Raw genomic sequence first — 25,758 nt, forward strand, 5'->3', positions numbered from 1 at the left:
CGCCATGCGCGACATCCCGGAGGCCTTCGCGGCCCATCTCGCGGGGGGCGTGACCACCCTGTGCCGCTGCTGGTCCCTGCGGCGGCGGGACGGGCTCGCCCTCGGCTTCACCGACCACGACCGCGACCTGACCGTCGCGGGCCTCGTCCACGCCGCCCGCACCGGGCTGGAGGCGGCCGAGGCCAGCGCCGAGCTCGGCTTCGCGGTCTCGGGGGGCGACGTGGCGGGGGCGCTGAGCGGCCTCGGGCTCACCGAGGCGGACATCGCCGGCGGCCTCTACGACGGCGCCGCCGTGGAGACCTGGCTGGTCGACTGGAGCAGCCCCGAGACCCGGCTCCTCCTCGACGTCGCCACGATCGGCGAGGTGCGCCGGGACGGCGACGCCTTCGTGGCGGAGCTGCGCGGCCTCGCGCACCGGCTCGGCGCCGAGCGGGGCCGCACCTACCGGGCGACCTGCGGCGCCGATCTCGGCGATGCCCGATGCCGGGTGGACCGCGCCGCGTGGACGACGGCCGGTCGGGTGAGCGGCGTCCCGGAGCCGGCCACGCTCGCGGCGGCGCTCGCCGGGTCCTTCGCGGACGGCCTGTTCACCGGCGGGCGCCTGACCTGGACGACGGGCGCCAATGCCGGGCTCGCGGCCGACGTGCGCCTCCAACTCGGGCCCCTGATCGAGCTCTGGACGGTGCCGCCCCGGCCGGTCGCCGCCGGCGACGGGTTCAGCCTGACGGCCGGGTGCGACAAGCGCCTCACCACCTGCCGCGACCGCTTCGCCAACGCGGTCAACTTCCAGGGCTTCCCGCACATGCCCGGCAACGACGCGGTCATGCGGGCGGTCCCCGGTTCGGACCCCATCCTCGATGGCGGGAGCCTCTTCCGATGAGCGCGATGCGGCGCGAGATCGGCCGAGAGATCGGTGTCGCGGCGCTCGGCGAGGCGCGGCTCTGGCTGGGCACGCCCTACCGCCACCAGGCGTCGCTGCGCGGCGTGGGCTGCGACTGCCTGGGCCTGCTGCGCGGGGTCAGGCGCGGGCTCTACGGCGCCGAGCCGGAGGTGCCGCCGCCCTATTCCGGCACCTGGGCGGAATCGGCCGCGCCCGGGACCGACCCGCTCACCGAGGCGGCCGCCCGCCACCTCGTGCCGGTGCCCGGATCCCTGGCGGACTTGGCGCCGCGGCCGGGCGACGTCCTGCTCTTCGCCTTCCGCCGCCACCTGCCGGCCCGCCACTGCGCCATCGCCACCGGCGCCGGCGCGATGATCCACGCCCACGACGGGGCCGCCGTCACCGAGGTCGCGCTCACCGGATGGTGGCGGCGGCACGCGACGGGGGTGTTCCGGTTTCCGGCGCGCTGCGGCGCCTACGAGGAACGCGTCGATACGGTGAGCTTGACGCCGAGCACGTCCATGATCTTGCGGACCGTCTCGTAGCGGAGCTTCGAGCCCGGCGTCAGCGCCTTGTAGAGGCTCTCCCGACCGACACCCGCTTCCCGGGCGATCTGCGCCATGCCGCGTGCCTTCGCGACATCGCCCAGGGCCGCGATGAACAGCTCGGGGTCGGGGTCGTCGAGCGCCGCCGCCAGGTATTCGGCAATCGCCTCCTCACTGTCGAGGAATTCCGAGGCGTCGAACGGTGTGAAACGCATCAGGTGATTCCGTCGAGAGAGGCGGCCATGGATTTGGCCCTCTGAATGTCCCAGGTCTGGCTGGACTTATCGCCGCCGCACAGGAGCAGGTACGTTACCTCGCCGCGTCGGACATAGTACACGCGAAAGCCCGGGCCATACGGGATTCGCATCTCGAATACACCTGCCCCGAACGGTTTGGCATCCCCGAAATTGCCGAGCCCCGCGCTGCGGATACGTGCCGCGATGCGCGCCCTGGCGCGGTGATCCTTCAGGCCCGTGAGCCAAGTCCGGACGGTGTCGGACAGCAAGATCGTCGTCACCGGTCGAACGTATCCGATCGGATACGGGCCGGCAACCCGTCCACGCGATACCGCCATCAGATCCGGAGCCCCGCCATGGCGACGCTGATCCTGTCCTCGGCCGGCGCGGCGGTCGGCACCGCCCTCGGAGGCCCGATCGGCGGCCTGGTCGGGCGCGCGCTCGGCTCCGTCGCGGGCGCGGCCCTCGGCGGCGCCCTGTCGGGGTCCGGGCGGCACGCGCGCTTCGTCGAGGGGCCGCGGCTCGCCGACGTCGCCGGGCTCACCTCCACCGAGGGCGATCCGATCCCGCGGGTCTACGGGCGGGCGCGGATCGGCGGCACCCTGATTTGGGCGACCCGTCCGCTGGAGGTCGCCAACACCACCGTCGCCCGCGCGGCCGCGCCCGCCAAGGGCCTGGGCGGGCTCGCGGGCGGCCCGAGGACCGTCACCACCCGCTACAGCTACTTCGCCAACCTCGCGGTCGGCCTGTGCGAGGGCGAGATCGCCTGCGTCCGCCGGATCTGGGCGGACGGGCGGGAGATCGACCAGGCCGGCCTGACCCTGCGGGTCCATACCGGCGGCCCCGGCCAGGAGCCGGACCCGCTGATCGTCGCCAAGGAGGGCGCGGAGAACGCGCCCGCCTATCGCGGCCTCGCCTACGCGGTGTTCGAGAACCTCGCCCTGGCGGCCTTCGGCAACCGCGTCCCGCAATTCGCCTTCGAGGTGATCCGCCCGGTCAACGGCCTGTTCGACCGCGTGCGCGCCGTCGACCTGATCCCCGGCGCCAGCGAGTTCGGCCTCGATCCGGACCGCGTCACGGTCGATCTCGGGCTCGGCCGCACCGAGGCCGCCAACCGGCACCAGCTCCAGCGCGGCACCGACGTGATCGCCTCCCTCGACGCGCTCCAGGCGCTCTGCCCGAACCTGCGCCGGGTCGCCGTGGTGGCGACGTGGTTCGGCACCGACCTGCGGGCGGGCTCCTGCCGGGTCGTGCCCAAGGTCGAGGCCGCCGACAAGCGCGCCCGGCCGGAGGATTGGCGCGTCGCCGGGATCACCCGCGACCGGGCCGAGACGGTCTCGACCCTGCCGGACGGCAGCCCGGCCTACGGCGGCACGCCGGCCGACGCGGGCCTGACCCGGCTGGTCTCCGAGCTGGCGCGCCGGGGGCTGGCGGTGTCGCTCTACCCGTTCGTCATGATGGACGTGCCGGCCGGCAACGCGCTCCCCGATCCGCACGCCCCCGGCGCCGCGCAGCCCGCCTATCCCTGGCGCGGCCGCATCCCCTGCGATCCGGCCCCCGGCCGTCCGGGGAGCCCGGACGGGACCGCCGCGGCCGACGCGCAGGTCGCGGCCTTCTTCGCGGGTGGCTACCGCGACGCGGTCCTGCACTACGCCGACCTCGCGGCCGGCTGGGCGGCCTCGGGCACGCCCCTCGCGGCCTTCGTGATCGGCAGCGAGCTCGTCGGCCTGACCCGCGTGCGCGGCGCGGCCGGCTACCCGGCAGTGCGGGCCCTGCGCGACCTCGCCGCCGCGCTCCGCGACCGCCTCGGCCCGGCCGTCACCCTGGCCTACGCGGCGGACTGGACCGAGTACGGCGCCCATGTGGGCGACGGCGGCGCCACCGTCCGCTTCCCCCTCGACGACCTGTTCGCCGACCCGCATATCGGCGCCGTCGGGATCGACTGGTACCCGCCCGTCTCCGACTGGCGCGACGACCCGGACCACGCCGACCTCGCGGTGACGGGCGACATCGCCGACCGGGCCTATCTGAAGGCCCGGGGCGCGTCCGGCGAGGCCTTCGACTGGTACTACGCCGACGCGGCTGACCGCGCCGCCCAGGCCCGCCGGCCGATCACCGACGGCGCCGCCGGCAAGCCCTGGATCTACCGGGCCAAGGACCTCGTCGCGTGGTGGTCGAGCCCGCACGTGGAGCGCGACGGCGGCGTCGAGACCCGCACCACTGCCTGGGTGCCGGCCGGCAAGCCGATCTGGCTCACCGAGATCGGCGTACCGGCGGTGGACAAGGGCACCAACGGACCCAACGTCTTCCCGGACCCGAAATCGTCCGAGAGCGCCTTCCCGCCGGAATCCCGCGCCCTGCGCGACGAGCTGATCCAGCTCCGCGGGCTGGAGGCCGTGATCGCGCGGTTCGACCCGGCCGTGCCGGGCTTCCGGGAGGCCGACAACCCGGTCTCGCCGGTCTACGGCGGCCGCATGGTCGATCCCGGCGGGATCTTCGTCTGGGCCTGGGACGCGCGGCCCTTCCCGGCCTTCCCGACGGTGCGGGGCGTCTGGGCCGACGCCGCCAACTGGCGGGTCGGCCACTGGATCACCGGCCGGATCGAGGGCTGCGACCTCGACCTGCTGGTCCAGCGGATCCTCGCGGATTTCGGGTTCGACGCGCCGGTCTCCGTGGAGGCCGCCGCCTATCTCGACGGCTACGTGATCGACCGGCCGCTCACGGCGCGCGGCGCCCTGGAGACCCTGGCGGAGGTCTACGGCCTCGACGTCTCGGCGGTGGCCGGGACCCTGCGGCTGCGCGGTCCCCGGCGCGACCGGCCCGTGATCCTGGCCGAGACCGACCTCGTCCGGCTGTCGGAGGAGCGGCCGGTCCTGCACCAGGTCCGGGCCGAGGAGAGCGCCCTGCCGCGCTCCGTGGACCTCGGGATCACCGATTCCGAGAGCCCGGATTACCGGCGCGCCGCGGCCTCGGCCGTGCGGCCCGCCGGCCTGCGGCGGCGCGAGACCCGGATCGAGGCGGCGATCGTCACCCGCCGGGAGACCGCCGACGGCTTGGCCGAGGCGCTGCTCGACCGGCTGATCGCGGCCCGCGACACCGCGGTGTTCACGCTGAGCCCGCGCCGGGTCGAGCTGGAGCCCGGCGACCTCCTGGCGGTCCCGGCCGACGTGCCCGGCGGCGCGGTCCTGCGCCGGATCGACCGGATCGACGACGCGCCCACGGGCCGCCGGATCGAGGCGAGCGGGGTGCCGCCCCGGGCGGGGCCCGGGCGCGGGCTGCCCCGCGCGATGGCCCAGGCGGCGGTGGCGCCGCCCGCCTTTCCCGGCCCGCCGCTCGCCCTGGCCCTCGACCTGCCGGTCGACCGCGGCGACCCCACGGTCCTTCAGTCCTGCGCGGTGGCGGCCGAGCCCTGGCCCGGCGCGGTCGCGATCTGGCGCGCCGCTGGTGACGGGCCGCTCGCCCTGCACCGCCTCGTCGACTACCCGGCCTGCCTCGGGCGCACCCTGTCGGCGCTGCCGGCCGGCCCGCTCTGGCGCATCCAGCGGGGCGCGCATCTCGACGTCGCCCTGCGGCGCGGCGCGACGCTGGCCTCGATCGGGGCGGGCGCGATGCTGGCCGGGGGCAACCTGTTCGCCCTGCTCGGCGCGGACGGGACCGTGGAACTGCTCGGCGCCGCGTCCGCGGTCCTGACCGAGCCCGACACCTACCGGCTGTCCGGTTTCCTGCGCGGGCTCGCGGGCAGCGAGGCGGCGGCGGGGCGGGTCTGCCCGGCGGGGAGCCTGATCGTGCGCCTCGACGACGGCGCCGTGGCGCCCCTGGTCGACCGGCTGGACGAGGTCGGCCGCGCGTTCCGCTACCGGATCGGGCCGGCGGATCGCGATCCGGCCGACCCGGCCTTCGCCGAGATCACCGCCACGGCCGGCGTCGCGGCGCTGACGCCGCTGCGGCCGGTCCACCTGCGGGCGCGGCGCGCGGCGGACGGGGTGCGGCTCTTGTGGATCCGGCGGGCCCGCCGCGACGGCGACGCCTGGGAGCCGGCCGAGATCCCGCTCGACGAGCCGGAGGTCTACGCGGTGACGGTGTTCTCGGCCGCCGGCACGGCCCTGCGCACGGTCCGGGCCGAGGCCCAGCACTGCCTCTACGCGGACGAGGCGGCCGATTTCGGCGGCGCCCAGACGCATCTCGACGTCGCGGTGGCGCAGATCGGTCTCATCGCCGGCCCCGGACCCGCCCGCCGCGCCCGTATCCCCGTCCGCTCGACCTGACCGCTCGACCTGACCGCCCGGGAGCCGCCCCATGTCCGACGCCACGCCCCATCTCGGCCTGCCGCTGATCGCCGCGAGCCAGGCGCAGAAGCACGTCACCCACAACGAGGCGCTCGGCCTCCTCGACGCGCTCGTCCAGCTCGCCTGCCTGGACAAGGATCTCGCCGCACCGCCGCCGGGCCCCGCGGAGGGCGACCGCTACCTCGTGGCCGCCGCCGAGCCCGGGGGCGCCTGGGCGGGGCTCGCGGGCCAGGTGGTGCGCTACGCCGACGGGGTCTGGACCGGCGCCGCGCCGCGGGCCGGCTGGCTCGCCTGGCTGATCGACGAGGCCGACCTCTACGTCTTCGACGGCGCGGCCTGGACGAGCCTCCGCCGCGCGCTGACCGCGCTCCAGAGCGTCGGCCGCCTCGGGATCAACACGGCGGCCGACGCCACCAACCGCCTCGCGGTGAAGTCCGACTCCGCGCTCCTGACCTGGGACGACGCAACGCCGGGCACCGGCGACATGCGGGTCTTCGTCAACCGGAAATCCGCCGCCCGCGACGCCGCCCTGGTCTTCGAGACCGGCTACGCGGCGCGGGCCCTGCTGGGCACCCTCGGGAGCGACGACTTCACCCTGAAGGTCTCGCCCGACGGGGCCGCCTTCGCCACGGCGCTCACCGCCTCGGCCCGGACCGGCGGGATCGACTTCGCCTCGGCCGAGACCGCCCTCGCGGCCGCCCCCACCACCGACCTCGGTGCGGCCGGCACCCGGCGGGTGCTCGTCACCGGCGCGGCCCGGATCGCGAGCTTCGGCGCCGCGGCCGACCGGGAGCGATTCGTGCGCTTCTCGGGCGCCGCGACCCTGGTCCACGATCCCGAGGCGCTGGTGCTGCCGACCCGCGCCGATCTCGTGACGGCCGCCGACGACACCTGCATCGCCACCTCGGACGCGGCGGGCCGCTGGCGCGTGCGCCACTACCAGCGCGCCGACGGGACGCCGCTCGCGACCGGCGCGCAGGTGCTCGGCGCGAACGGGTCGATCCGGCTCCCGGGCGGCCTGATCGCGCAATGGGGGCTCGTCACCGCCGCCGAGGCGGATGTCGCGGTGGCGTTCGGCATCGCCTTCCCGGGGAGCTGCCTCGGCGTCTGGGCGCAGCCGGTCGCCGGCGCCGGCGACGCGCTCCACGCCGCGCAGGTCAGCGACGTGGCGGCCACCGGGTTCACGCTCCGCACCCGCCGCGCGACGGCGGGCGCGGTGGCGGGGGTCGGGTCGGTGCCGACCTACTGGCTGGCGCTGGGCGCGTGAGCGCCCGACCCCGCGGCCGCTCTCAGTCCGGAACGGCGTCGAGGGCCCGCAGCATCGCCGGCTCCACGGCCGCGTAGCCCGCGCCGTTGAGGTGGATGCCGTCGTCGGTGAAGTCCCGCCGGAGCGCGCCCGCCTCCGTGGCGAGCGGCGGCCCGTATTCGACGAGGCGGGCCGGGCCCGCCGCGCAGTAGGCGCGCAGCCACCCGTTCAGGGCGCGGATCCGCGCCGCCGGCCGCAGCTCGGGGCGCCAGCCCCAGAAGTCGCTCGGCATCACGGTACCGATCGTGAGCGGCAGCCCGGCCGCGAAGGCCATCCGCCCCATGGCCATGATGTTCCCGGCGATCGCCCGGTCCGGCACCGGGCCGCCGATCTCCGCGATGTCGTTGATCCCGCACATCAGGTGCACGGCCCGGGCGCCGGCCGTATCCCGCAGGAAGCGCGCGCGGATCTGCCCGCTCGTCTCGCCCGGGACGCCCCGGGCGACGAAGCCGTGGAGCGCGAAGGTCTCGGCCCGCACCGCGCCCCAGGCGGCGGTGATCGAGTCGCCGATGAACACGAGCGGCCGGTCCTGTCCGCGTCCCACGCTTCCCCCTCGGCGCCGCCCACGGCGCGGGCCGCCTTAGCCCGGCGCGCCCGGGGAGGCCAGTTTCCGGAGCACGCCCATGCCGCCATCCGACCCCGCCGCGCGGGAGCCCTTCGCCGCCGCTTGCCGCCGGCTCGGCCCGCGGCTGATGCGCGATCTCGGCCTGAGCGACGTCCAGGCCGCCGGCCTGCTCGGCAATCTCGGCCACGAGACCGGCGGGTTCCGCCACCTCCAGGAGGTCGCCCCCGCGGTGCCGGGCTCCCGCGGCGGCTGGGGGCTCGCCCAGTGGACCGGGCCCCGGCGCCTCGCCATGGAGGCGTGGTGCCGGGCGCGCGGCCGCGATCCCGCCGACCCCGAGGCGGGCTACGGCTACCTCTGCGCCGAGCTGCGCGGTCCCGAGGCGCCGGCCCTCGCGGCCCTGCGGGCCACCACCACCCTCGCTGCCGCCACCGAGGCAGTCTGGCGCCGCTACGAGCGGCCCGGCGTCGTCGCGCCCGCGCGCCGCCTCGCCTGGGCGCGCCGGGCCCTCGCCGCCCTGCGCGACGGTCCCGCCGCGATGCCGGCTCAGCCGCCGGGCCGGCCCTGACCCGTCGTCACCCGATCCCGAGCCGGCCGGGTCCGCCGCGCGCTGAGAAGGAGTCCCACGATGATGCACCCGATCCGGGCGGCCGTCGCCCTGGCCGTCACCGGCCTGCCGCTCGCCGCCCTCGCCGCGCCGGCCGGCGGTGCCGCGCCCGCCGTTACTCCCGTCGCCGGCCTGCTGCCGTGGGGCGCCTGGCTCTCCGGCCTGCTCCAGCCGGTGACGGCCGCGCTCGTGCCGCTCGCCGCCGCCGCCGTCACCGCCGGCATCGCCCGGGTCGCGCCCTGGGCCGCCTCGGTGCTCACCCGCGACCGGATCGAGGCCGCGATCCGCGCCGGGGCCGAGTTCGGCCAGAACGCCGTGGCCGGGGCCGCCCGGGGTCGGACCGTCAGCGCCGATCTCGGCGCCGCGGTGGTGGCCGCCGGCGCCCGGCACGTGCTCGCCACCGCCCCCGCGCACGTCGTGCGGAAGGCGGGCGGCCCCGAGGGCGTGGCCGCGCGGATCTTCCGGGCGCTGCCCCTCGATCCGCAGGCGAGCGCCGCCAACGTCCTCGCCCCGGCGCTCGCGCAGCTGCGCGGGGCGGACAAGCACCCGGCCTGAGGCCGGGCCTCGCCGCTTCGGCGGCGCGAGGGGCCTCGAAACAGGGATCGTCACCATGAAGCCCCTCCGCACCGAGGCACGGCAATCCGCGCGCCCCCAGGACGCCGAGGGCGCGGGGGTCGCCCTCGGCGGGCGGCCCCGGACGATCCGCTTCCCGCCCGTCTGGCACGCGTGGTTCGCCCGGCAGTCCGAGCCGCGCCTCGCCGCCCTCGACGAGCTGGTCGACGCGCATCTCGAGCGCCGCGCGCTGCGCCGCTACCTGCGCCGGCTCAAGCACGCGACGGTGCTCGCCTTCGTCGCCGCGGCGGCGGCCGCACACTGGTTCTCCGACCAGGTCGCGTGGCTCGCCGCGCATGTCCCGGCCCTGCGGGCCCTCTGGAAGCTGCTGACGGGAGGGTGAGATGCGCCTGCTCTGGGACAGGGTTCTCGACCGGGCGTGGCTCGGCTTGGCGGCCGCCGCGGCGGTGACGGTCGCCGTCCACGAGGGTGCGGCGGTCGGCCGGCTTGCCTGGACGCTGGGGTCCGGCGGCGCCGCGCAGGCCGCGCAGGCCGCGCAGGCCGCGCCGGCGGGGACCGGCCGGGCCGGGCCGCCGGCCCGCGCCGCGGCCTGCGGTCCCGCCCCGGCGCCGTCACCGTGAGACCGGCCGCGGCGCCTGTGGGAAGCGGCGCGCGGCGTGGAACCGGGCGCCGCCTCGGCCGTCATGTCCGCACGATGCCGCCCGCCACCGAATCGACCGCGAAGGGACTGTCCGGACCGCCGCCGACGACCGCCGGGGGCGACGCACGGCCACGTATTCAGGACGCATTCAGTGCCCTGGGCTCACATCGTCTGCCAATGCGCTACGCCATCGCCCTCGTCGCCATCAGCCTGACCGCCGCGGCCCTCGCCGCGGGCGGCCTCGGCTCCATGGCCGACGACGGGCCGGCCCCTCAGACGGGCGCGGTGTCGAGCCAGCCGCCGCTGCGGATCGAGAGCTGCCTGTCCCCCGCGGACCTGCGCGAGGAGGTCGGCGAGCGCCGGGTGATCCCGCCGGTCGCGGCGATCCGCGCGGCCCGGACGGTGATCCCCCGCGCCGAGATCCAGCGGGCGAGCCTCTGCCGTCACGCGGACGGCCTCGTCTACATGCTCACCGCCTTGCGCCGCGACGGGCATTTCGTGCACGTGATCGTCGACGCGCGCACCGGCACCGTGGCGGGACAGTATTGAGCGGGCGCGGGGACCGTTTCGGAGGGGAGTGAGCCGTGCGTCTGCTGGTCGTGGAGGATGACAAGGACATCAACCGGCAGGTCGTGGCCGCGCTGGAGGAGGCCGGCTACGTCGCCGACAAGGCCTATGACGGCGAGGAGGGCGGCTATCTCGGCGAGAGCGAGCCCTACGACGCCATCATCCTCGACATGGGCCTGCCCAAGGCCGACGGCGTCACCGTGCTGCAGAAGTGGCGCCGGGCGGGCGTGAAGACCCCGGTGATCATCCTCACGGCCCGGGACCGCTGGTCCGACAAGGTCGACGGCTTCGACGCCGGCGCCGACGACTACGTCACCAAGCCCTTCCACATGGAGGAGCTGATGGCCCGGGTGCGCGCCCTGCTGCGCCGCGCCGCCGGCCACGCCACCAGCCAGATCGCCTGCGGGCCGGTGACCCTCGACACCCGCTCCGGCAAGGTCTTCGTCGACGGCGCCCAGGTGAAGCTGACGAGCCACGAGTACCGGCTGCTCTCCTACCTGATGCACCATACCGGCCGGGTGGTGTCCCGCGCCGAACTCACCGAGCACCTCTACGACCAGGATTTCGACCGCGACTCGAACACGATCGAGGTGTTCGTGGGCCGCCTGCGCAAGAAGCTCGCGGTGGACCTGATCCAGACCGTGCGCGGCCTCGGCTACCTCGTGGACCCCAACCAGCCGCCGGCGCGGATGTGAGCGCGGCCGCGCGTTCCGGCACGCTGCCGGCCGTCTTCATGCGCGGCGGCACCAGCAAGGCGCTGATGCTGCACCGCCGGGACGTGCCGGGGGATCTCGCCGCCTGGGAGCCGGCCTTCCTCTCCGCCATGGACAGCCCCGACCCGTTCGGGCGGCAGCTCAACGGCATGGGCGGGGGCGTCTCGTCGGTGTCGAAGATCTGCGTGGTGGAGCGCTCCGCGCGGCCGGACGCCGACATCGACTACACCTTCGTGCAGGTCGTGGTCCGGGACGGCCGCATCGACCTCTCGGGCAATTGCGGCAACATGCTCGCCGCCGTGGGGCCGTTCGCGGTCGACGAGGGGCTCGTCGACGTCCCGGACGGCCCGGTGCGGCTGCGGATCTTCAACACCAACACGCGCAAGCTGATCGTGGCGGGCTTCGCGGCCGCGGGCGGCCGCAGCGTCTACCGCGGCGACCTCGCGATCCCCGGCGTCACCGGCACGGGGGCGCCGATCCAGCTCGACTTCCTGGATCCCGGCGGCGCCACGACCGGCCGGCTTCTCCCGACCGGCGCCGTCCGCCAGCGGCTCGACGTGCCGGGCCTCGGCGCGATCGAGGCCTCGCTGATCGACGCCGCCAACGCCTGCGTGTTCGTCCGCGCCGCCGATCTCGGCCTCGCCGGCACCGAGCTGCCCGCCGCCCTGGAGGCCGTGCCGGGCCTCCTCGACCGGCTGGCGCGGATCCGCCGGGCCGGCTCCGTGGCGATGGGCATCGCGCCCGATCTCGAGGCGGCGGCGCGCGTCGTCCACGTGCCCTTCGTCGGCCTCGTGGCGCCGCCGCAGGATTCCGGCAGCCTCTCCGGCGCCACGATCCGCGCCGCCGAGACCGACCTGACCGCCCGGGTCATCTCGAACGGCGTGCCGCACCAGGCGCTGCCGCTCACCGCCACCCTGTGCCTCGCGGTCGCCGCCCGGCTCGAAGGCAGCCTCGTCCACGAGGCCGCGCGCCCCACCGAAGCGGTCCTGCGGGTCGGCATGCCGTCGGGCATCCTCACCGCCGACGCCGCCGTGACCCGCGGGGCCGACGGCTGGCGGGCCGAGCGCGGCGCCTTCTTCCGCACGGCGCGCCCGCTGATGCGCGGCGCGGTGTTCTACGATGCGCCGCCGCCCGTCTGAGCGACCGACGCATCCATGATCGACCTCATCGGCCTCTTCTCCCTGCGCCGCCGCTCCATCGCGGTGCGGCTCGCCGTGTCGGCGTTCCTGTCGAGCTCCGCGATCCTGCTGATCGCGGCCTGGATCCTCACGACCCTCTACCGCGAGAACACCGAGCGCTCCTTCGACAGCCGCCTCCTCGTCTTCGCCAACAATCTCGCCACCGACCTTGTCTCGCCCAACGACCCCGAGAGCCGGACCTTCTCGCTCGGCGACCCGCGCTTCGACCTACCCCTGTCCGGCTGGTACTGGCAGGTCGGCAAGCCCGACGCGAAGCCGCGCGACGTGCGCACCTCCCGCTCGCTCGTCGGCGTGCCGCTCCCGCCCGCGACGGATTCGGACGGCAAGGTCGGCGTCGGGCAGATCCGCCAGGGCTACGGCAAGGGGCAGGATGGACGCCTCCTGCGCATCATGGAGCGCGACGTCGATCTCGGCGAGGAGGGCCGCTACACGGTCCGGGTCGCGGGCCCCGCCGACGAGATCGTCAACGACGTCGACCGGTTCCGGAACTCGCTGACCATCACCTTCGGCCTGCTCGGCCTGTCGCTGGCGATCACCACGCTGCTGCAGATCCGCTTCGGCCTCGCGCCCCTCAAGAAGATGCGCGCCGCGCTCGGTGCCGTCCGCCGAGGCGAGGCCGACCGCATCACCGGCACCTATCCCCGCGACATCGCGCCGCTCACCGGCGAGGTGAACCTCCTGATCGAGACCAACCGCGAGATCTTGGAGCGCGCCCGCACCCAGGTGGGCAACCTCGCCCACGCACTGAAGACGCCGCTCTCGATCATCGTCAACGAGGTCGGGGCCTCCGACGCCCCCGAGGAACTCGCGCAGAAGATCCGCGAGCAGGCCGCGGTGATGCGCGATCAGGTCAACTACCACCTCGACCGGGCCCGCGCCGCGGCGCTCGCCGGCACGCTCGGCACCTCCACGGAGGTCGAGCCGGCGCTCGCCGGCCTCGTGCGCACCTTCGGGAAGATCTACCGGGACAAGGACATCGCCTACGACGTCCACGTCCCGCCGGGCCTGCGCTTCCGCGGCGAGCGCCAGGATTTCGAGGAGATGGTCGGCAACCTCGTCGACAACGCGTCCAAGTGGGCCCACGGGCGGGTGGCGATCCGGGCCGAGGCGGTGAGCAAGGACGATTATCCCCACCTCGTCGTCGCCATCGAGGATGACGGTCCGGGCCTGCCGCCGGAGGCCCGGCAGGCCGTGCTCGGCCGGGGTCGCCGCCTCGACGAATCGAAGCCCGGCTCGGGACTCGGCCTGTCGATCGTGGCCGACCTCGCCGCCCTGTACCGGGGGCGCTTCACCCTGGAGCAGGCGGCGCTCGGCGGCCTGCGGGCGGTGCTGGAGGTGCCGGGGGACCTGCCGGTCGGCACGGCCGCTCACTGAGGCCGTCGGCCGCGCCCGGGCGCGTCGGGGTGGGAGCCGGGAGGCGGGACGCGGCCTCATGGCTTCCGCCCGGGGCCTTGTCATCGCAACAGAGTTGCGTGACACCGAGCCGCCGCCGGGAGGCGTCGTGGCATCACGCCGCCGGCTCCACAGGGCGTGGGGAGGGGCGGGCCGGTGCGGCCCGTTGGCGATAAGGTCCATGACGGCGATCTGGTTCATCCTGGCGGCCATGACCGCGGCGGCCGTGCTCGGCCTGCTCTGGCCGATGTCGCGGCGCGCCGCCGTGCCGACCGGCGAGGCCGGCGGCAGCGGGCTCGCCACCGAGACGGCGTTCTACGAGGATCAGATCGCCGAGATCGACCGCGACCTCGAGCGCGGCCTGATCGCCCCCGACGAGGCCGAGACCGCCAAGGCCGAGGCGGCGCGCCGCCTGCTCCGGTCGAGCCGCGAGGCGCAGCGCGAGGCCGAGGATGCCGGCATCGCCGAGGCCGCGCGCCCGGCCGAGCCGCGCCTGCGCCGCCGGCGCGCCGCCTCGGCCTTCGCGCTCTCCACCATCCCCCTCGTGGCGCTGATCGCCTACGGGCTCTACGGCTCGCCCGAGGTGCCGGCGCAGACCGAGGCCGACCGGCAGGCCGCCCGCGGCGGCGCCGACGAGCTGATGAAGGCCGTCGGGCAGATCGAGGCGCGCCTCGCCCGGGACCCGAACGATGCCCGCGGCTGGGCCGTGCTCGCCCCGGTCTACATGCGCACCGGCCGATTCGACGACGCCGCCCGCGCCTACGGCCACCTCGCGCGGATCAAGGGCGAGACCGCCGACCTCCTGGCCGACCAGGGTGAGGCGCTCACGGCGGCCGGCGACGGCACCGTGTCGCCCGAGGCCAAGGCGCTGTTCGAGAAGGCGCAGGCCAAGGAGCCGAACGCGCCCAAGCCGCGCTTCTACCTCGCCCGCGCGGCCGAGCAGGCCGGCGACACCGGCGAGGCGATCCGCCAGCTCACCGAGCTCGAGGCCAGCAGCCCGCCGAACGCCCCGTGGCTCGGGATCGTCAAGCAGAGCCTCGCCCGCCTCAAGGGCGAGCCGCCCCCGCCCGCGACGCCCCAGGCCGCTCCGGAGATCCCGGCCGAGCAGCAGGCGGCGATTCGCGGCATGGTCGACGGGCTCGACGCCCGCCTCAAGAGCGGCGGCGGCACCCCCGACGAGTGGCTGCGGCTCGTCCGGTCCCGGATGGTCCTCGGCGAGCGCGCGCAGGCGACCGACGCCCTGGCCCGGGCGCGCACGGCCCTCGCGGGCGACCCGCAGGGTCTCGCCCAGGTCGAGCAGGGCGCCCGCGCCGTGGGTCTCGGCGCCGAGGGCGCGGCGCCCGCGCCGGCCGAATCGGGCCGGGCGGGACCGGGCGTCCAGGCCGAGAAGGAGGCCGCGATGGCGGCCGTGCGCGCCATGCCGCAGGCGGAGCAGCAGGCGGCGATTCGCGGGATGGTCGAGGGACTCGACCGCCGCCTCGCCGCGCGGGGCGGCACGCCGGACGAGTGGATGCGGCTCGTGCGCTCCTACAGCGCGCTGGGCGAGCGCGACCAGGCGGTGAAGGCCCTCGACCGCGCCCGCATGGCGCTGGCCGCCAACAGCGAGGCGGTGGCGCGGCTCGACGGTCTCGCCCGGGAGCTGGAGCTTCCTGCCAAGCCGAACCCCTGACGCACCGAACCCCTGACGCACCGAACCCCTGGCGCGCCCGTTCCCCGGCGCCACGAAATCGCGAGCCCGCCTCCGCGGAGCGGCCCGTACGACAATCGGTCCCGACGCCCGCCCTTGACCCGCGGGCGCCTGGAGCCGACACCCTCAAGACTAGAATGAGAACGGTTCCGGTCGAGGCGGGTTTCCGCGCGCCGGACCGCGGGGTGGAAGTATCGTGACGCGTAAGAAACGCCGCCTGATCCTGATCGCCGCCTGCGGCAGCGTCCTGGCGCTCGCCGTGGGGCTGATGCTGTACGCCATGAGTGGCTCGATCGTGTTCTTCCGCTCGCCCACCGACATCGCCAAGCAGGCCATCGCCCCGGGCACGCGCCTGCGGCTCGGCGGGCTGGTGAAGGACGGCTCGCTCAGGCGCGGCCCCGACCAGACGGTCGATTTCGCCGTCACCGACACGAACGAGACCGTCGAGGTCCATTACAAGGGCCTGCTGCCGGACCTGTTCCGGGAAGGGCAGGGCGTGGTCGCCGAGGGCGTGCTGGAGCCGGGCGGGCAGTTCCGCGCCGACACGGTGCTGGCCAAGCACGACGAATCCTACATGCCCCGCGAGGTGGCCGACGCGCTGAAGGCGCAGGGGCGCTGGCAGGAGGGCGGCCCGAACAAGGGCGGCCCGGCGCCGAAGCCCGCCACCGCGGCGGCGGACAGCACCCTCGGTCCCCGCAGCGAGCGGTGAGGGAACCCGCATGATCGTCGAGACCGGCCACTTCGCCCTCGCGCTCGCGCTGGCGATCTCCCTCGTCCAGGTGGTGATGCCGATCTGGGCCGCCCGCTCGGGCGATCCGGCCCTGCGCCAGACCGCCTCGCAGGCGGCGCTCGGCGCCTTCGCCTGCGTGCTCTTCGCCTTCGCGGCCCTCACCTACGCGCACGTCACCTCGGACTTCTCGGTCCAGAACGTCGTCGAGAACTCGCACACGCAGAAGCCGCTGATCTACAAGATCTCCGGCGTCTGGGGGAACCACGAGGGCTCGATGCTCCTCTGGGTCCTGATCCTCACCCTGTTCGGCGCCTGCGTGGCGGCGGCCAAGAATTCGGTGCCGCCGCGGCTGCGGGCCAACACCCTGGCCGTGCAGGGGCTGATCACCTTCGTGTTCGTGCTGTTCATCATCACGACCTCGAACCCGTTCACCCGGGTGATCCCGGCTCCGCTCGAGGGCAACGACCTCAACCCGCTGCTGCAGGATCCGGGTCTCGCGGTCCACCCGCCGCTCCTCTACGTCGGCTATGTCGGCTTCTCGATCAGCTTCGCCTTCGCGGTGGCCGCGCTGATCGACGGGCGGATCGACGCCGTCTGGGCGCGGGCGGTGCGGCCCTGGACCCTCGCCGCGTGGTGCTTCCTGACGCTCGGGATCGCGATGGGCTCCTACTGGGCCTATTACGAGCTCGGCTGGGGCGGCTGGTGGTTCTGGGACCCAGTGGAGAACGCCTCCCTGATGCCGTGGATTGCCGGAACGGCGCTGCTGCACTCCACCGTGGTGATGGAGAAGCGCGACGCCCTGAAGGTCTGGACGGTGCTGCTCGCCATCCTGACCTTCTCGCTCTCGCTGATCGGCACCTTCCTGGTCCGCTCGGGCGTGATCACCTCGGTGCATTCCTTCGCCACCGACCCGACCCGCGGCGTCTTCATCCTGGCGATCCTGATCCTGTTCATCGGCGGCTCGCTGACGCTGTTCGCGTGGCGGGCGCCGCTGCTGCGGCAGGGGGGCTTGTTCGCGCCGATCTCCCGCGAGGGCTCGCTCGTCCTCAACAACCTGTTCCTGGTGGCGGCCTGCGCCACCGTGCTGGTCGGCACGCTATACCCGCTGGTGCTCGAGATGCTGACGGGCGAGAAGATCACGGTCGGGCCGCCCTTCTTCAATTCCACCTTCGTGCCGCTGGCGATCCCGCTGCTGCTGATCGTGCCCATGGGGCAGGCGCTGGCCTGGAAGCGCGGCGACGTGCTCGCCGCCGCCCAGCGCCTGTTCGCCGCGCTGGCGGTCGCCCTGGTGGTCGGCTTCGTGGTGCTGGCGCTGACCTGGGGCGGGCCGGTGCTGGCGCCGGTCGGGATCGGCCTCGGCGCCTACCTGCTGATCGGGTCCGCCCTGGAGATCGTCACCCGCGCCCGCGGCTACGGGGCGAGCCGCGCCCGGTCCCTCGGACAGATCGGCCGCCGCGCCCTCGGCTTGCCGCGCTCGGCCTGGGGCACCGCCATCGCCCATGCCGGGGTCGGCGTGGTGGTGCTGGGCATCGCCGCGCAGGGCTGGGCCACCGAGGGGCTGGCGACCCTCAAGCCCGGGGAGAGCCTGGCGACGGGGCCCTACGTGGCGACCCTGGACCGGGTCGCGCCGCGCAAGGGACCGAACTACGAGGAGGCCGCCGCCTACCTGACGATCCGCACCCGCGGGGGCGACGAGGTCGGGAAGGTCGAGACCGGCAAGCGCTTCTACCCGAGCCGCAAGATGGCGGTGACGGAATCGGGGCTGCTGACCAACGGTGTCAGCCAGGTCTACGCGAGCCTCGGGGAGATCGGGCAGGACGGCGGCGTCGGCCTGCGCCTCTACTACAAGCCGCTGGTCCTGCTGATCTGGCTCGGGGCGGTGGTGATGGCGCTGGGCGGCGGCCTGTCGCTCACGGACCGGCGGATGCGCGTGGGCGTCCCCGCCAAGGCGAAGGCGCGGCCGCTCCCGGTCGCGGTGCCGGCCGAGTGATGGCGCGCCGTTCGCTCCGCCCGGCGCTGGCCGCACTCGCCCTGCTGGCGTCACTGCCGGCCCTGGCGGTGCAGCCCGACGAGGTGCTGAAGGATCCCGCGCTGGAGCACCGCGCCCGGGAGATCTCGGCCGAACTGCGCTGCCTCGTCTGCCAGAACCAGTCCATCGACGATTCCGACGCGCCGCTCGCCAAGGACCTGCGCCTGATCGTCCGCGAGCGGCTGGAGAAGGGCGACAGCGACACGGCGGTGCTCGACTACGTCGTGGCCCGCTACGGCGAGTTCGTGCTGCTGCGCCCGGTCTTCGCGCTGCACACCCTGCTGCTGTGGCTGACCCCGGTGCTCGCGGTCCTGCTCGGCGGGCTCGGCATCTGGCGCCTCGCGCGCCGCCGTCCGCCCGCGCCGGCCCGGAACCTGTCGGCCGCGGAGCAGGCGGAGGTCGCGGCGCTGCTGCGACGGGAGTAGAATCGCCGCCGGAAGCGATTCGCCCGCCCCGTTCGGCACGAGTCTTGGATCGGGCCTCGCAGACCGCACGATCGGCGACGCGCCCGGGGCAGGACGATGACGGCCGCTACGCTCACCATCTCGAGCCGCAACTACTCCTCGTGGTCCCTGCGGGGCTGGCTGATCTGCCGGATGGCCGGGCTCGACTTCCGGACGGAGGTCCTGTCCGGCACCGACGCCACCACCCGGGCGGAGCTGCTGCACCTGTCGCCCTCGTTCCTGGTGCCCCGCCTGCGCCACGGCGACGTGGTCGTCTGGGACACGCTGGCGATCGCCGAGTATCTCGCCGAGACCTTCCCGGAGGCCGGCTTCCTGCCCGGCAACGTGGCGGAGCGCGCCCATTGCCGGTCGATCTCGGGGGAGATGCATTCCGGCTTCGTCAATCTGCGCTCGGCGCTGCCGATGAACCTGCGCGCCTTCCACCCCGATTTCCGCGTGTTCAACGGTGCCAAGGCCGATATCGAGCGCATCGTCACGATCTTCGACGATTGCCTGGACCGCTACGAGGGGCCGTACCTGTTCGGCGCGCGGCCGTGCCTCGCCGACGCGATGTTCGCCCCGGTCTGCACCCGCTTCCGCACCTACGACGTCGCGCTGCCGCCCCGCGCCGCCGCCTACCGCGACACGATCCTGCACTGGCCGCTGATGGTCGAGTGGGCGGAAGCCGCCGCCGATGAGCCGGACGAGATCGAGGAACTCGAGATGGAGTTCTGACGCGGCCGAGGCTGCCGTCTTGGAGCCCGCCACCGTCCTTGCGGGCGGAGCGAAGCAATCCAGTCGCGCCACGCTTGCCGAGGTCGCGCTGCCCTGGATTGCTTCGCTCCGCCCGCAAGGACGGAGGGCTCTGAGCGGACGTTCCGGACCCGACGTGGCGGAATGCAATTTCTTGCAGGGCACAAATTTATGTTGCGACGCACGCGACAAATCCTGACTGCCGATCGGATTTGAAAAATCGCGCTGCGGCAACAGGTTAACGAACTGGCTCCGCTCCTCAGGCCTGCGCGTTACAGCTCGACAAACGTCCTTTGTCGCCCGACCGGACAGCGCGATTGATGCCATTCGGCATTTCTGTTCCTCTTCGCATTAGAACAGGAACAGACTGGGCTGGAAACCATGGCGCGTCACGAGCCCTGGAGCGCGGAGCGCGCATCCGGGATCATCGCCGAGCACACCCATCTCGAGGGGGCCACGCTGCCGATCCTGCACGCGCTGCAGGAAACCTTCGGCTACGTGGATTCCGGTGCCGTGCCGCTGATCGCGGACGCGCTGAACCTGTCGCGCGCCGAAGTCCACGGCTGCATCACCTTCTACCACGACTTCCGGGCGCACCCCGCCGGCCGCCACGAGGTGAAGCTGTGCCGGGCCGAGGCCTGCCAGGCCATGGGCTCGGACAAGCTGCACCGCGAGATCCTGGGCCGCCTCGGCTGCGGCTGGCACGAGACCACCGCCGACGGCAGCGCCACGGTTGAGCCGGTCTACTGCCTCGGCCTCTGCGCCAACGGCCCCGCCGCGCTGGTGGACGGTGAGCCCGTCGCGCACCTGACCGCCGACGCCCTCGAAGCTGCCCTGACGGAGGTGCGCCAGTGAGCGTCACGCTCTACGTTCCGCGCGACGCCGTCGCCCTCGGGCTCGGCGCCAACAAGGTTGCCCGCGCCCTCTTCGCCGGCGCCGAGCGCCGCGGCCTGGACGTCACCATCGTCCGCACCGGCTCCCGCGGCCTGTTCTGGCTGGAGCCGATGGTCGAGGTCGGCACCCCCGAGGGGCGCGTCGCCTACGGGCCGGTGACGGTCGAGGACGTCGATGCCCTGCTGGATGCCGGCCTGACCACGGGCGGCGACCACGCCCTGCGCCTCGGCGATCCGGAGAAGATCCCCTACCTCGCCCGGCAGCAGCGCCTGACCTTCCACCGCTGCGGCGTGGTCGACCCAGTCTCCGTGGACGATTACCGGGCCCATGGCGGCTACCGCGGCCTCGAGGCCGCCCTGAAGCTCGATGCCGAAGGCATCGTGGCGGCGGTACGCGATTCCGGCCTGCGCGGCCGGGGCGGTGCCGGCTTCCCGGCCGGCATCAAGTGGAACACCGTGATGCTCGCCAAGGCGGACCAGAAATACGTGGTCTGCAATGCCGACGAGGGCGATTCCGGGACCTTCGCCGACCGGATGATGATGGAGGGCGACCCCTTCAACCTCATTGAGGGCATGACCATCGCGGGCGTCGCGACCGGCGCCACCCGCGGTTACATCTACCTCCGCTCCGAGTACCCGCAGGCCTTCGCCACCCTCAAGGAGGCGATCGCCAACGGCGTGACGGCCGGCGTGCTCGGCGACAACATCCTGGGCTCGGGCAAAACCTTCCACCTGGAAGTGCGCCTCGGCGCCGGCGCCTACATCTGCGGCGAGGAGACCTCGCTGCTGGAGAGCCTGGAGGGCAAGCGCGGCATCGTGCGGGCGAAGCCGCCGATCCCCGCGCTCAAGGGCTTCCTGGGCAAGCCGACGCTGGTCAACAACGTCATGACCTTCACGGCCGTGCCGTGGATCCTGGAGAACGGCGCCAGGGCCTACGCCGATTACGGCATGGGGCGGTCGCTCGGCACCCTGCCGATCCAGCTTGCCGGCAACGTCAAGCACGGCGGCCTGATCGAGATGGCCTTCGGCATCACTCTCCGGCAGGTGATCGAGGATTTCGGCGGCGGCACCCGTTCGGGCCGGCCGGTCCGGGCCGTGCAGGTCGGCGGGCCGCTCGGGGCCTACTTCCCCGACCATCTCCTCGACACGCCCCTCGACTACGAGGCGATGGCGGCCAAGAAGGGCCTCGTCGGCCACGGCGGCATCGTGGTGTTCGACGACACCGTCGACATGGCCTCCCAGGCCCGCTTCGCCTTCGAGTTCTGCGCCACAGAGTCCTGCGGCAAATGCACCCCCTGCCGCGTCGGCGCGACCCGCGGCGTCGAGACCATGGACAAGGTGATCGCCGGCATCCGGCCGGACGCGAATCTCAAGCTGGTCGAGGATCTCTGCGAGGTCATGACCGACGGATCGCTCTGCGCCATGGGCGGGCTGACGCCCATGGCGGTGATGAGCGCGATCACCCATTTCCCCGAGGATTTCAGGCGCGCCGGCGATCTGCCGGCCGCGGCCGAGTGAGGAGACGTCGATGGGCCTGATCAAGGAGATCGACTACGGCACGCCGATCCGCGTCAGCGAGCAGACGGTGACGCTGACGATCGACGGCATGTCGGTGACGGTGCCGGCCGGCACCTCGGTGATGGCGGCGGCGATGCAGGCCGGGACGCAGATCCCGAAGCTCTGCGCCACCGACTCGCTGGAGCCGTTCGGCTCCTGCCGCCTCTGTCTCGTGGAGATCGACGGCCGGCGCGGCACCCCGGCCTCCTGCACGACCCCGGCCGAGAACGGCATGGTGGTGCACACGCAGAACGAGAAGCTCGCCAAGCTCCGCAAGGGCGTGATGGAGCTCTACATCTCCGACCATCCCCTCGACTGCCTGACCTGCGCGGCGAACGGTGACTGCGAGCTGCAGACCCAGGCGGGCGTCGTCGGCCTGCGCGACGTGCGCTACGGCTACGAGGGCGACAACCACGTCCGGCCGAGCTCCGAGAAGTACCTGCCGAAGGACGAGTCGAACCCGTACTTCACCTACGACCCGTCGAAGTGCATCGTCTGCAACCGCTGCGTCCGGGCGTGCGAAGAGGTGCAGGGCACCTTCGCGCTGACCATCGCGGGCCGCGGCTTCGACAGCCGCGTGGCCGCCGGCCCGACCAATTTCTTCGAGTCCGAGTGCGTTTCCTGCGGCGCCTGCGTCCAGGCCTGCCCGACCGCGACGCTCCAGGAAAAGTCGATCCACGAGTTCGGCCAGCCCGAGCACGCGGAGGTCACGACCTGCGCGTATTGCGGCGTCGGCTGCTCGTTCAAGGCCGAGATGCAGGGCGAGCGCGTCGTCCGCATGGTTCCGTACAAGGGCGGCAAGGCCAACGAGGGCCATAGCTGCGTGAAGGGCCGCTTCGCCTACGGCTACGCCACCCACAAGGACCGCATCACCAAGCCGATGATCCGCGAGAAGATCACGGATCCGTGGCGCGAGGTGTCCTGGGAGGAGGCGATCGACCGCGCGGCCTCCGAGTTCAAGCGGATCCAGGCCAAGTACGGCAAGGATTCGGTCGGCGGCATCACCTCGTCGCGCTGCACCAACGAGGAGGCCTACCTCGTCCAGAAGCTCGTGCGCGCCGCCTTCGGCAACAACAACGTCGACACCTGCGCCCGCGTCTGCCACTCGCCGACCGGCTACGGCCTGATGTCGACGCTCGGCACCTCGGCCGGCACCCAGGACTTCAAGTCGGTCGAGAAGTCCGACGTGATCCTGGTGATCGGCGCCAACCCGACCGACGGCCACCCGGTCTTCGGCTCGCGCATGAAGAAGCGGCTGCGCGAGGGCGCCAAGCTGATCGTCGCCGATCCGCGCAAGATCGACCTCGTGAAGTCGCCCCACATCAAGGCGGACTTCCACCTGCCGCTGAAGCCCGGCTCCAACGTCGCCTTCATCAACTCGCTGGCGCACGTGATCGTCACCGAGGGGCTGATCGACGAGGCCTATGTCCGCGAGCGCTGCGACCTCGCCGAGTTCGAGTCCTGGGCCCGGTTCATCGCCGACGAGCGCCACTCCCCGGAGAACCAGCAGTCCTTCACCGGCCTCGACCCCGAGCAGGTCCGCGGGGCGGCCCGGCTCTACGCCAAGGGCGGCGCGGCCGGCATCTACTACGGGCTGGGCGTCACCGAGCACAGCCAGGGCTCGACGATGGTCATGGGCATGGCCAACATCGCCATGGCCACCGGCAACATCGGCAAGCTCGGCGCCGGCGTGAACCCGCTGCGCGGCCAGAACAACGTGCAGGGCTCCTGCGACATGGGCTCGTTCCCGCACGAGCTGACGGGCTACCGCCACGTCTCGGACGACGCCACCCGCGAGAGCTTCGAGGCCCTCTGGGGCGCCAAGCTCGACAACGCGCCGGGCCTGCGCATCACCAACATGCTGGACGAGGCCGTCGAGGGCACGTTCAAGGGCATGTACATCCAGGGTGAGGACATCGCCCAGTCGGATCCCGACACGCACCACGTGACCTCGGGCCTGATGGCGATGGAGTGCATCGTCGTCCAGGACCTGTTCCTGAACGAGACCGCCAAGTACGCCCACGTCTTCCTGCCGGGCGCCTCGTTCCTGGAGAAGGACGGGACCTTCACCAACGCCGAGCGCCGCATCTCGCGGGTCCGCAAGGTCATGGCCCCGATGGGCGGCTACGGCGACTGGGAGGGCACGGTGCTGCTCTCCAATGCCCTCGGCTACCCCATGAACTACAATCACCCGTCCGAGATCATGGACGAGATCGCCTCGCTCACCCCGAGCTTCACCGGCGTGTCCTATGCCAAGCTCGACGAGCTCGGCTCGGTGCAGTGGCCCTGCAACGAGAAGGCGCCGCTCGGCACGCCGATGATGCACGTGGACCGGTTCGTCCGCGGCAAGGGCCGGTTCATGATCACCGAGTTCGTGGCCACCGAGGAGCGGACGGGGGCGAAGTTCCCGCTGATCCTGACCACGGGCCGGATCCTGTCCCAGTACAATGTCGGCGCGCAGACCCGGCGCACCGAGAACTCGCGCTGGCACGAGGAGGACGTGCTGGAGATCCACCCGTTCGACGCGGAGCTGCGCGGCATCGTCGACGGCGACCTCGTCGCCCTGGAGAGCCGCTCCGGCGACATCGCCCTGAAGGCCAAGGTCTCCGAGCGGATGCAGCCCGGTGTGGTCTACACGACCTTCCACCACGCCAAGACCGGCGCCAACGTCATCACCACCGACTACTCGGACTGGGCGACCAACTGCCCCGAGTACAAGGTGACGGCGGTGCAGGTCCGGCGGACCAACCGGCCCTCCGACTGGCAGGCGAAGTTCTACGAGGAGGACTTCTCCCTGACCCGGATCGCCCAGACCCTCGACGCGGCAGAGTAAGAGTACCCGATGAGCGCCGTGACGCAGGCGGACAAGCTCGTCCGCATGGCCAACCAGATCGCGACCTTCTTCCGGTCCTACCCGGAGGAGGAGGCGGTGGCCGGGATCCAGAAGCACATCAAGGCGTTCTGGACGCCCAAGATGATCGCGCATCTCGAGGCCGCCTTGCCGGAGCAGGGCGACCGGGTCGACGGCTACGTGCGGCGGGCGCTGCAGGGCGAGGAACCGGCGGCCGACAGCCCGGTGCGACCCGCGACCCGGGATCCGCAACTCGCGGGCGCGGGCGCCAGCGACGCGGGCTGAGCCGCCCGAGGCCGGGCGGGACCCACAGCCCACGCCACGCCTGGCCGGCGCGCAGTCACGCGAAGCACCCCTGTCCCGACTGGGAGCGGGGGTGCCTGGCGTTCGATGCGGTTTCCGGGTCACCGACCGGTTCCGCCATCCTCGCGAGCGGAGCGAAGCAATCCAGCAGCGCCACACTCTGCACGATGGCGCGACCCTGGGTCACTTCGCTGCGCTCGTGACGACGGAGCGCGCCGTCTGAACCGGAAACTGCCTGAGTCGATGTGGAAAGGCGGTGAGCGGCGGCACCGCGGGACAGTCGGGTGCCCGGCCGTCTCCCGCCCGGCGGGCCGGCGACGCCGGCCGCCGGGCCCCGAGACGTCAGTTCTTCAGGGCGACGGTGAAGTCGGCCTCGGTCTTGCCGCGGATCTCGTCCTCGGTGACGCCGTCGGCGAGCTCGATGAGTCTCATGCCGCCGTCGCCCTTCTTGTCGATCTCGAACACGCCGAGATCGGTGATCACCAGGTCGACCACCTGCGTGCCGGTGAGCGGCAGGTCGCAGGCCTTGAGCAGCTTCGGGCTCTCGGTGCCGTCCTTGTTCTTGGCGACGTGCTCCATCACCACGACCACGCGCTTCACGCCGGCCACGAGGTCCATGGCGCCGCCCATCCCCTTCACCATCTTGCCGGGGATCATCCAGTTGGCGAGGTCGCCGTTGCCGGCCACCTGCATGGCGCCGAGGATCGACAGGTTGATGTGACCGCCGCGGATCATCCCGAAGGAATCCGCCGAGGAGAAGTAGCTCGTCGTCGGCAGAGCGGTGATCGTCTGCTTGCCGGCGTTGATCAGGTCCGGGTCCTCCTCACCCTCGTAGGGGAAGGGGCCCATGCCCAGCATGCCGTTCTCCGACTGGAGCTGCACCGACATGCCCTCGGGGATGAAGTTCGACACCAGCGTCGGGATGCCGATGCCGAGATTCACGTAGAAGCCGTCCTCCAGCTCCTTGGCGGCGCGCGCCGCCATCTGCTCGCGGGTCCAGGCCATC

The 25,758-nt window shown here is 73.4% G+C and carries 25 protein-coding genes; 21 read left to right on the forward strand and 4 right to left on the reverse strand.

Annotated elements, in window-relative coordinates; translation table 11 throughout:
* Positions 1 to 4: 4 nt before the first annotated feature.
* Positions 5 to 880, forward strand: coding sequence for a DUF2163 domain-containing protein (locus BM419_RS11165; protein ID WP_091926467.1), 876 nt, complete (start codon positions 5 to 7; stop codon positions 878 to 880).
* The gene (locus BM419_RS11170) at positions 877 to 1,425 is read left to right on the forward strand and encodes a C40 family peptidase (protein WP_091926468.1); all 549 of its coding nucleotides are present in this window, start codon (positions 877 to 879) and stop codon (positions 1,423 to 1,425) included. The genes BM419_RS11165 and BM419_RS11170 overlap by 4 nt, the downstream gene beginning before the upstream one ends.
* Here the strand turns inward: BM419_RS11170 and BM419_RS11175 are convergent.
* Both BM419_RS11175 and BM419_RS11180 read right to left on the reverse strand, forming a co-directional pair.
* Positions 1,356 to 1,640: an addiction module antidote protein gene (locus tag BM419_RS11175; protein ID WP_056527585.1), complete on the reverse strand. Its 285-nt coding sequence runs from the start codon at positions 1,638 to 1,640 to the stop codon at positions 1,356 to 1,358. The genes BM419_RS11170 and BM419_RS11175 overlap by 70 nt on opposite strands.
* Entirely contained in the window at positions 1,640 to 1,942 is a 303-nt protein-coding gene (locus BM419_RS11180) for a type II toxin-antitoxin system RelE/ParE family toxin (protein ID WP_091926469.1), read from the reverse strand. The genes BM419_RS11175 and BM419_RS11180 overlap by 1 nt, the downstream gene beginning before the upstream one ends.
* Before the next feature lie 75 nt (positions 1,943 to 2,017).
* On the opposite strand from BM419_RS11180, the gene BM419_RS11185 reads away from it, so the two are divergent.
* Together BM419_RS11185 and BM419_RS11190 are read left to right on the forward strand one after the other, a co-directional pair.
* Complete coding sequence (locus tag BM419_RS11185; protein ID WP_091926470.1) at positions 2,018 to 5,926, forward strand: baseplate multidomain protein megatron; 3,909 nt, start codon at positions 2,018 to 2,020, stop codon at positions 5,924 to 5,926.
* Positions 5,927 to 5,957: 31 nt separating this feature from the next.
* The gene (locus BM419_RS11190) at positions 5,958 to 7,214 is read left to right on the forward strand and encodes a DUF2793 domain-containing protein (RefSeq protein ID WP_091926471.1); all 1,257 of its coding nucleotides are present in this window, start codon (positions 5,958 to 5,960) and stop codon (positions 7,212 to 7,214) included.
* A 22-nt stretch (positions 7,215 to 7,236) separates the two neighbouring features.
* On the opposite strand, the gene BM419_RS11195 is transcribed toward BM419_RS11190, so the two are convergent.
* Positions 7,237 to 7,797, reverse strand: coding sequence for a GDSL-type esterase/lipase family protein (locus BM419_RS11195; RefSeq protein WP_244540752.1), 561 nt, complete (start codon positions 7,795 to 7,797; stop codon positions 7,237 to 7,239).
* Between the two features lie 79 nt (positions 7,798 to 7,876).
* On the opposite strand from BM419_RS11195, the gene BM419_RS11200 reads away from it, so the two are divergent.
* The 17 genes from BM419_RS11200 to BM419_RS11280 all read left to right on the forward strand — a co-directional run bounded on the left by BM419_RS11200 (position 7,877) and on the right by BM419_RS11280 (position 24,734).
* Positions 7,877 to 8,383 (forward strand): phage tail tip lysozyme, encoded by a 507-nt coding sequence (locus BM419_RS11200; protein ID WP_091926472.1) that lies wholly within the window; start codon positions 7,877 to 7,879, stop codon positions 8,381 to 8,383.
* Positions 8,384 to 8,443: 60 nt separating this feature from the next.
* Positions 8,444 to 8,977 (forward strand): hypothetical protein, encoded by a 534-nt coding sequence (locus tag BM419_RS11205; protein ID WP_091926473.1) that lies wholly within the window; start codon positions 8,444 to 8,446, stop codon positions 8,975 to 8,977.
* Between the two features lie 55 nt (positions 8,978 to 9,032).
* Positions 9,033 to 9,377, forward strand: coding sequence for a hypothetical protein (locus BM419_RS11210; RefSeq protein ID WP_091926474.1), 345 nt, complete (start codon positions 9,033 to 9,035; stop codon positions 9,375 to 9,377).
* Position 9,378: 1 nt separating this feature from the next.
* Positions 9,379 to 9,615: a hypothetical protein gene (locus BM419_RS11215; RefSeq protein ID WP_091926475.1), complete on the forward strand. Its 237-nt coding sequence runs from the start codon at positions 9,379 to 9,381 to the stop codon at positions 9,613 to 9,615.
* A 197-nt stretch (positions 9,616 to 9,812) separates the two neighbouring features.
* Positions 9,813 to 10,184, forward strand: a complete 372-nt coding sequence (locus BM419_RS11220; protein WP_020090901.1) for a PepSY domain-containing protein — start codon at positions 9,813 to 9,815, stop codon at positions 10,182 to 10,184.
* Between the two features lie 35 nt (positions 10,185 to 10,219).
* Complete coding sequence (locus BM419_RS11225) at positions 10,220 to 10,897, forward strand: response regulator transcription factor (protein WP_012321897.1); 678 nt, start codon at positions 10,220 to 10,222, stop codon at positions 10,895 to 10,897.
* The gene (locus BM419_RS11230) at positions 10,894 to 12,054 is read left to right on the forward strand and encodes a 2-methylaconitate cis-trans isomerase PrpF family protein (RefSeq protein ID WP_091926476.1); all 1,161 of its coding nucleotides are present in this window, start codon (positions 10,894 to 10,896) and stop codon (positions 12,052 to 12,054) included. The genes BM419_RS11225 and BM419_RS11230 overlap by 4 nt, the downstream gene beginning before the upstream one ends.
* A gap of 15 nt (positions 12,055 to 12,069) precedes the next feature.
* Positions 12,070 to 13,488, forward strand: coding sequence for an ATP-binding protein (locus tag BM419_RS11235; RefSeq protein ID WP_056527609.1), 1,419 nt, complete (start codon positions 12,070 to 12,072; stop codon positions 13,486 to 13,488).
* Positions 13,489 to 13,687: 199 nt separating this feature from the next.
* Positions 13,688 to 15,175, forward strand: coding sequence for a c-type cytochrome biogenesis protein CcmI (gene ccmI, locus BM419_RS11240; RefSeq protein WP_091926477.1), 1,488 nt, complete (start codon positions 13,688 to 13,690; stop codon positions 15,173 to 15,175).
* A 214-nt stretch (positions 15,176 to 15,389) separates the two neighbouring features.
* On the forward strand, positions 15,390 to 15,902 hold the full coding sequence (gene ccmE / locus BM419_RS11245; protein WP_020090897.1) for a cytochrome c maturation protein CcmE: 513 nt from the start codon (positions 15,390 to 15,392) through the stop codon (positions 15,900 to 15,902).
* Positions 15,903 to 15,912: 10 nt separating this feature from the next.
* Positions 15,913 to 17,913, forward strand: a complete 2,001-nt coding sequence (locus BM419_RS11250; RefSeq protein WP_091926478.1) for a heme lyase CcmF/NrfE family subunit — start codon at positions 15,913 to 15,915, stop codon at positions 17,911 to 17,913.
* Positions 17,913 to 18,377 carry a cytochrome c-type biogenesis protein gene (locus BM419_RS11255; protein WP_020090895.1) on the forward strand — a complete coding sequence of 155 codons (465 nt, stop codon included), beginning with the start codon at positions 17,913 to 17,915 and terminating at the stop codon, positions 18,375 to 18,377. Before BM419_RS11250 ends, BM419_RS11255 begins: the two co-directional genes overlap by 1 nt.
* A 96-nt stretch (positions 18,378 to 18,473) precedes the next feature.
* Positions 18,474 to 19,130: a glutathione S-transferase family protein gene (locus BM419_RS11260; RefSeq protein ID WP_020090894.1), complete on the forward strand. Its 657-nt coding sequence runs from the start codon at positions 18,474 to 18,476 to the stop codon at positions 19,128 to 19,130.
* Positions 19,131 to 19,529: 399 nt separating this feature from the next.
* Positions 19,530 to 20,003, forward strand: coding sequence for a formate dehydrogenase subunit gamma (locus BM419_RS11265; RefSeq protein WP_010684574.1), 474 nt, complete (start codon positions 19,530 to 19,532; stop codon positions 20,001 to 20,003).
* Positions 20,000 to 21,559 (forward strand): formate dehydrogenase beta subunit, encoded by a 1,560-nt coding sequence (locus BM419_RS11270; RefSeq protein WP_091926479.1) that lies wholly within the window; start codon positions 20,000 to 20,002, stop codon positions 21,557 to 21,559. The genes BM419_RS11265 and BM419_RS11270 overlap by 4 nt, the downstream gene beginning before the upstream one ends.
* Positions 21,560 to 21,569: 10 nt before the next feature.
* Complete coding sequence (fdhF, locus tag BM419_RS11275) at positions 21,570 to 24,431, forward strand: formate dehydrogenase subunit alpha (protein WP_091926480.1); 2,862 nt, start codon at positions 21,570 to 21,572, stop codon at positions 24,429 to 24,431.
* 9 nt (positions 24,432 to 24,440) lie between these two features.
* Positions 24,441 to 24,734 carry a formate dehydrogenase subunit delta gene (locus BM419_RS11280; RefSeq protein ID WP_020090890.1) on the forward strand — a complete coding sequence of 98 codons (294 nt, stop codon included), beginning with the start codon at positions 24,441 to 24,443 and terminating at the stop codon, positions 24,732 to 24,734.
* 360 nt (positions 24,735 to 25,094) lie between these two features.
* On the opposite strand, the gene BM419_RS11285 is transcribed toward BM419_RS11280, so the two are convergent.
* A complete protein-coding gene (locus BM419_RS11285) occupies positions 25,095 to 25,757 on the reverse strand; it encodes a 3-oxoacid CoA-transferase subunit B (RefSeq protein ID WP_091926481.1) in 663 nt (220 codons plus the stop codon).
* Position 25,758: the final 1 nt, after the last annotated feature.

The sequence above is a fragment of the Methylobacterium sp. yr668 genome (assembly GCF_900116245.1).
GTDB lineage: Bacteria > Pseudomonadota > Alphaproteobacteria > Rhizobiales > Beijerinckiaceae > Methylobacterium.